This window comes from Pseudomonas sp. PA-4-8C (assembly GCF_021606625.1).
GTDB classification, from domain to species: Bacteria; Pseudomonadota; Gammaproteobacteria; order Pseudomonadales; family Pseudomonadaceae; genus Aquipseudomonas; species Aquipseudomonas lactis.
Genome location: NZ_WKCD01000342.1, coordinates 1 through 5,125, shown reverse-complemented (window position 1 = coordinate 5,125; position 5,125 = coordinate 1). Strand labels below are relative to the sequence as shown.

Sequence of the window (5,125 nt, the reverse complement as noted above, 5' to 3'; positions counted from 1 at the left end):
GGACACGGATGGGTTTTTCCCTTTTGGCGCCGAGTACTCCCTTGCCGAGGATCACCCGGACCTGTGCGAGCGGTTTTGTTACTGGCCCGCGCACGCTTCAAAAAGAACCGCTTTCGAATTCACCCGAAGTACTTTCGTGGCCGCAGTCGGCAGTTATGAGCGACAGATGAGCGAGTTGGCCCAGGGAGTGATGGATGGCATTTGCGAGGAGTTTGGCGTTCAAACCTTGGCCCCCTTTCGCTCTGCATCGTACATCCAGTTGTGTGTCTATGGTCCACAGGCCAAAGACAGTTCTCGTCAATATGCCCAGGATCCTCATGAAGACGGGCATATGCTTTCGTTTATCAAGCCTACCCGCGAAGGGCTGGTTTTGATGAAAGGACGATCATTGGAGCCGGTACGCCTTCTGGAGAACGAGGTCGCGGTGCTGGCGGGCTCCTTGCTGACAGAACTCTCTGATCATGCCGTGCCTGCCGCCTACCATGCTGTACTTGCACCTAGCAAACCGGTTGCCAGAAGTTCATTGATCTACTTTGCAAACCCCAATCCGGATCAGTTGCTAACGACCTTTTATCGTCAGAAACCCATTGATCTGGGCAGTACTGTGAATGCTCGTCATACCGGTTTCGGTAATCAACCGATTCAACTGCGCTAAATAGTCCTGGAGGGCTCGAACAGTCCATGTTTCCTCACTTCAATGCCCTTTACCTCGAAGGTTTGCTCTTGGGTATCGGACTGTTCGCCGCCCCTGGCCCGAAAGACACCTTGGTGATCCGCCAAGGTGTCGGTCGCGGGCCGATCTGGGGCGTTGTCGCTATTTGCGTATTGGCCGATATTTTCCTGATCGCTTTCGGGGTCACGGGTTTAGGTTCGTTGTTGGGAAGTCGGCCTGAGGTGATGGCACTATTGCTGTTGTCCGGCGCTGCCTATCTGCTTTGGTTTGGTGGCCAACGTCTGTTGGCTTGTATCCGGGATCAGTCCATGCCGGATGCTCAAGGCGGCAACTCGCAAAGAGGGCTGTTGCGCTCGGCGGTCATACTCGGCTTTGCCAACCCTTACGCCTGGCTCGATACCGTGGTGTTGATTGGTTCCATCGGTGCCACGAAACCTGCGGGCCAACAGGCGCTGTTCGCGACAGGCGCCATGACGGCATCACTCGTGTGGTTCGTGGTGTTGGCGCTGTGCTGTCAGCGATTGACGGTATTGTTTCGCAAGCCTGCGGTCTGGCGCTGGCTGGATGCAGGGGTGGCGGTGTTGATGGTTTACCTGGCCGTTATGCTGATCAACGATTCATTGCACATCTTTCAGATAGCCCTTTAGTACGGTCAGCGGGCAGGTCAACTCATCAAGACGAGCGATGTTTTGCACATCGGTGGATAGCCTTTGCAATTCACGCCCGAGAACGCTGTCCGCTCCACCCAATGCAATCAACGCCTGGGTGATGCACTCATCGAGCTTCAACTGGATCTCGGCCAGGTTTCCCTGGCGCACCAACAACCCAAACACCTCGCGATCATAGCCCTCCATCACGGGATCATCGCGCAGCAATGGGCTGCCGGGGTCAGTCTCATGCACCAGCTTCAACGCGAACAACGCAACCGCTTCAAGCGTCAACTCCATGGTCCCGCTCCCTCCACTGCCACGCCTGGCACTCTTTTGCAGGCGAAAAAAAAGACCTTGAATTTCAAGGTCTTTTTTTAAGATGGTGCCCCGAGGGAGACTCGTGTGCGCCATATAAAACGTGCCTTGTAGCCGGATTATACTTATAGGGATACAGGTAGGGATACAGGCTTGTGGATGCTAGGTGTCCTCTGACTCTGAACGTCATGCATTTTCTTGCTGAGGTACAACGGACATTTTTTTCTGAATTTCAGCACGTCCTGCCACTCCTTTGACCAAATTTATCGCAGTTAATAGAGCAACCCAGAAGACGGCGACAGAGCCAAGTACGATAGTCAATTTTTGGTCTTGGAAGTCTCCAAGCTTTTTGCTTCCTTCTAACACGGCATAGCAAAGCTCAACGCCCGAATAAGCCGCCGCGGCTGAGAGCATCAGCGAGAAAAGCTCTGCCAGCAGCGGAAGTGATCTCATCAGACACAAGCTATAAATCGTAAACAGCACGCCTGCAATCAGAGCGATGTAAATGAAGGTGTTTGGGCCAATCATTCAAAGACCCTCCGCCTTAAGGAACTTCTCGATCAGCTCCCTTTTTCTCTCTGCATTCGGGTTCTTTGCTCCTTCTGACTCCTTCAGCGCTCGGCTAATAAGGCGCATCTCCTCTCGTTGTCTTTCCCACAGACCTAGACCTGCAACGACGGCTCCTAACACGGTGGAGATGACACCGACTAATATTGTGTTTGTCCCTGGGAAAACAAAACTGACAGATAGTGCAAAACCGGCAATCGTGGCTATCGCCGTGCTTATCAGGGTGGATGTCTTAGCAAGCTTTCGTCGATCTTGGGAGTATTTGGATATAAAAATCAGTGTTTCCTCGTCCATTAGCTCAAGACGCCGTATCAATTCTTGCTCGGAAATATCGACCATTTCGGATTCTTTTATGAGGAGGCAAAGGCTCGGAGATCAACCGAGGATTGAGGGATTCTACAATGAGTTTGTCTATTTTCGCTTCGCTGGCGGCCTCAGTGCATACGAAATGCATCGCAAGCTCCGGGGACCCTGGCGCTCCTCCAAATGTACGGGGTCAGAAACCCGCGGGATCGAGTTAGTGGGAGGCGTGGGAAGTTACTGAAATTTCAATCGTTGAAATTGAAAGGATCTTGAAGAAATTAGGTCATCGTTACCGTCCTGGTAACGATGCCCTCAGATCGCCCAAACGGTAGGGCAAATGCAAAGGTGAACTGGAGTTCACCAGGTTCACCTGTTCACTAAGCTGGGAGGCTTCCCGCTAACACGATTCCGCGGGTTTCCTACCCCGTACAATCAAGAATGTTCCGGGGTCCCCACTATTGAACCAAAGCCAAGAGCTTGACCCACCTCGCTTCGTTGGAGGAACGATAGTAGTGGGGCTAGGGGGATGCCCTAATAAAATCGTGTTACGGGTGTTACGCGCGTTACGCTAATGCATAAATATATGATTTTAAACAATTATTAAGATGTAACGCTGCTGCGAATGGTTTGCCGATGTACGTGTTACATGGCGAATAGGCGTTACATAAATGAATGCTCTAGAGGAGCGATTTGAAATGATTAAGGCGGGGGGAATCGACCTGCGGGCTTTCGCTCACTAGGGCGGCTACCAGCCATAAACGGACTGCCGGCTCAAGGCGAGTCCGAGTGCAATCGGGATTCTCCTGACAACTCAGCCGATCTTTCGTCGCTTGAACCAGATATGCTCGGGTCTATAGTGGAAGGCGTAGCGTCCGTCACACTGCCCGTCATGCAGCGATTAACTACACCGCCATGACGGAGCAGGACATGTCAGCAAGGAGGTGGTGCGTGGTTCGGATTCGCAAGATTGAAATTCAGAATTTCAGGTCGATACGGTCACTCACCTGGCTTCCGTCGCCAGGCCTGAATTGCTTAATTGGTTCTGGCGATAGCGGCAAGAGCACCATCTTGGATGCTATTGACTTGTGCCTTGGTGCCCGCCGAAACATTACGTTGGGGGATACCGATTTCTTCGGCCTCGACGTGAGCCAACCCATTCAGATCACGCTGACCTTGGGTCAGCTACCAGACATGCTGAAGAACCTGGATGTCTATGGGCAGTACTTGCACGCGTTCGATAGCACAACCGGCCAACTACAAGCTGAACCAATGCAAGGGTTCGAAACCGTACTTTCTCTACGCCTGATAGTGGGCAGCGAGCTCGAACCAATCTGGACGTTGGTGTCCGAGCGCGCCCAAGCCTTAGGCCAAGAACGCAACATCGCGTGGAAAGATCGATTGTTGTTGGCGCCTGCACGACTGGGCACCTACGCTAACTCCAATCTGTCGTGGACCCGTGGATCCGTACTCAACCGACTCACGGAAGAACGCCCCAATCTAGGCGCCGAGCTTGCTAACGCCTCTCGTGAGGCGCGTGCCACTTTCGGCAATCAGGCAGGACCCCAACTGGCTGAAACGCTGCGAATCGTAACCGAGAAGGCAACCGCCTTAGGCGTTCCCGTCGGAACGCAGGCACAAGCCCTACTGGATGCCCACGCTGTCTCCATCAGCGACGGCGCCATTGCATTACACGATGAGTGGGGGGTGCCACTGCGTTCGTTAGGCACGGGCTCTTCGCGGTTATTGGTAGCTGGATTACAGCGAGCAGCTGCGCAGCGCGCCTCAATCGCTCTAGTGGACGAAGTCGAGTATGGGCTTGAGCCGCACAGGCTCGTCCGACTGCTCGACTCATTGGGTGCCAAGGAGGCTCCATCACCGCTGCAGGCCTTTCTGACAACTCACTCACCGGTGGCAGTCAGGGAGCTTCGAGGCGACCAAATTTTCGTAGTGCGAAAGGCACAAGACGGCACTCACCATGTGCTTGAAGTGGGTGTCGAAGACGATGTGCAGAGCACCATTAGAATGGATCCGGAAGCGTTTCTCGCTCGTAGCGTCATCGTTTGCGAAGGGGCCAGTGAAGTCGGGCTCATTAGAGGATTGGATCAGTACTGGACGGCGCGGAACTACCGCTCACTTCTTGCAGCAGGAACGGCCTACGTAAACGTGGGAGGAGGTGAGCCGGACCGATGCTTTGCTCGAGGCCTTGCTTTACTTAAGCTGGGTTACCGTGTCATGGTTCTTGTCGATGCTGACAAGCCCCCGACTTCTGAGGTCGTAGAAGCCTATCGCGCGGCCGGAGGGGAGTTTATTACGTGGCGGGAAGGGCGGGCCCTGGAAGATGAACTGTTCCTCAGCCTAACGGATGCTGCAGTAGACACCATGCTCCAGCGTGCTGTGGAGTTTCTCGATAGAGATCTAGTAGCCGCGCATATCAGTACGCAATCTCAGGGACGCAATTCCCTGGACGACATCCTGCGGCTACGCCAACAACAGCACCCCTACTCACCTGAAGTGCGTTTGCTGTTGGCCCTGACATCCCGGAACCGAAAGAACGGCTGGTACAAGTCGCTAACCAAATTCGAGATCCTTGCCCGGGAAATTGTCGGCCCCGACTACC

Annotated in this window: 6 protein-coding genes; 3 read left to right on the top strand and 3 right to left on the bottom strand. The window is 53.8% G+C overall.

The annotated features are described in order from the left end of the window. Positions 1-655, top strand: a 655-nt coding sequence (locus GIW04_RS27600) for a 2OG-Fe(II) oxygenase family protein (RefSeq protein WP_236479400.1), incomplete at its 5' end; no start/stop codon positions are given. A 26-nt stretch (positions 656-681) separates the two neighbouring features. Further along, complete coding sequence (locus tag GIW04_RS27595; RefSeq protein ID WP_044268254.1) at positions 682-1,320, top strand: LysE/ArgO family amino acid transporter; 639 nt, start codon at positions 682-684, stop codon at positions 1,318-1,320. Here GIW04_RS27595 and GIW04_RS27590 read toward each other — a convergent pair. From GIW04_RS27590 to GIW04_RS27580, 3 genes are all read right to left on the bottom strand, one after another. Then, positions 1,291-1,620, bottom strand: coding sequence for a hypothetical protein (locus GIW04_RS27590; protein WP_120248552.1), 330 nt, complete (start codon positions 1,618-1,620; stop codon positions 1,291-1,293). The genes GIW04_RS27595 and GIW04_RS27590 overlap by 30 nt on opposite strands. Before the next feature lie 204 nt (positions 1,621-1,824). After that, positions 1,825-2,166, bottom strand: coding sequence for a hypothetical protein (locus GIW04_RS27585; protein WP_008020240.1), 342 nt, complete (start codon positions 2,164-2,166; stop codon positions 1,825-1,827). Further along, positions 2,167-2,544: a hypothetical protein gene (locus GIW04_RS27580; protein WP_120248553.1), complete on the bottom strand. Its 378-nt coding sequence runs from the start codon at positions 2,542-2,544 to the stop codon at positions 2,167-2,169. Between the two features lie 912 nt (positions 2,545-3,456). Here GIW04_RS27580 and GIW04_RS27575 point away from each other — a divergent pair. Beyond that, positions 3,457-5,125 (top strand): ATP-dependent nuclease (locus GIW04_RS27575; protein WP_236479399.1); only part of this gene is annotated, 1,669 nt, incomplete at its 3' end.

What these genes read in the sequence shown, in the direction of transcription:
- GIW04_RS27590 (WP_120248552.1), bottom strand. Translation starts at nt 1,620, where the DNA reads ATGGAGTTGACGCTTGAAGCGGTTGCGTTGTTCGCGTTGAAGCTGGTG.
- GIW04_RS27580 (WP_120248553.1), bottom strand. Translation starts at nt 2,544, where the DNA reads ATGGTCGATATTTCCGAGCAAGAATTGATACGGCGTCTTGAGCTAATG.
- GIW04_RS27595 (WP_044268254.1), top strand. Translation starts at nt 682, where the DNA reads ATGTTTCCTCACTTCAATGCCCTTTACCTCGAAGGTTTGCTCTTGGGT.
- GIW04_RS27585 (WP_008020240.1), bottom strand. Translation starts at nt 2,166, where the DNA reads ATGATTGGCCCAAACACCTTCATTTACATCGCTCTGATTGCAGGCGTG.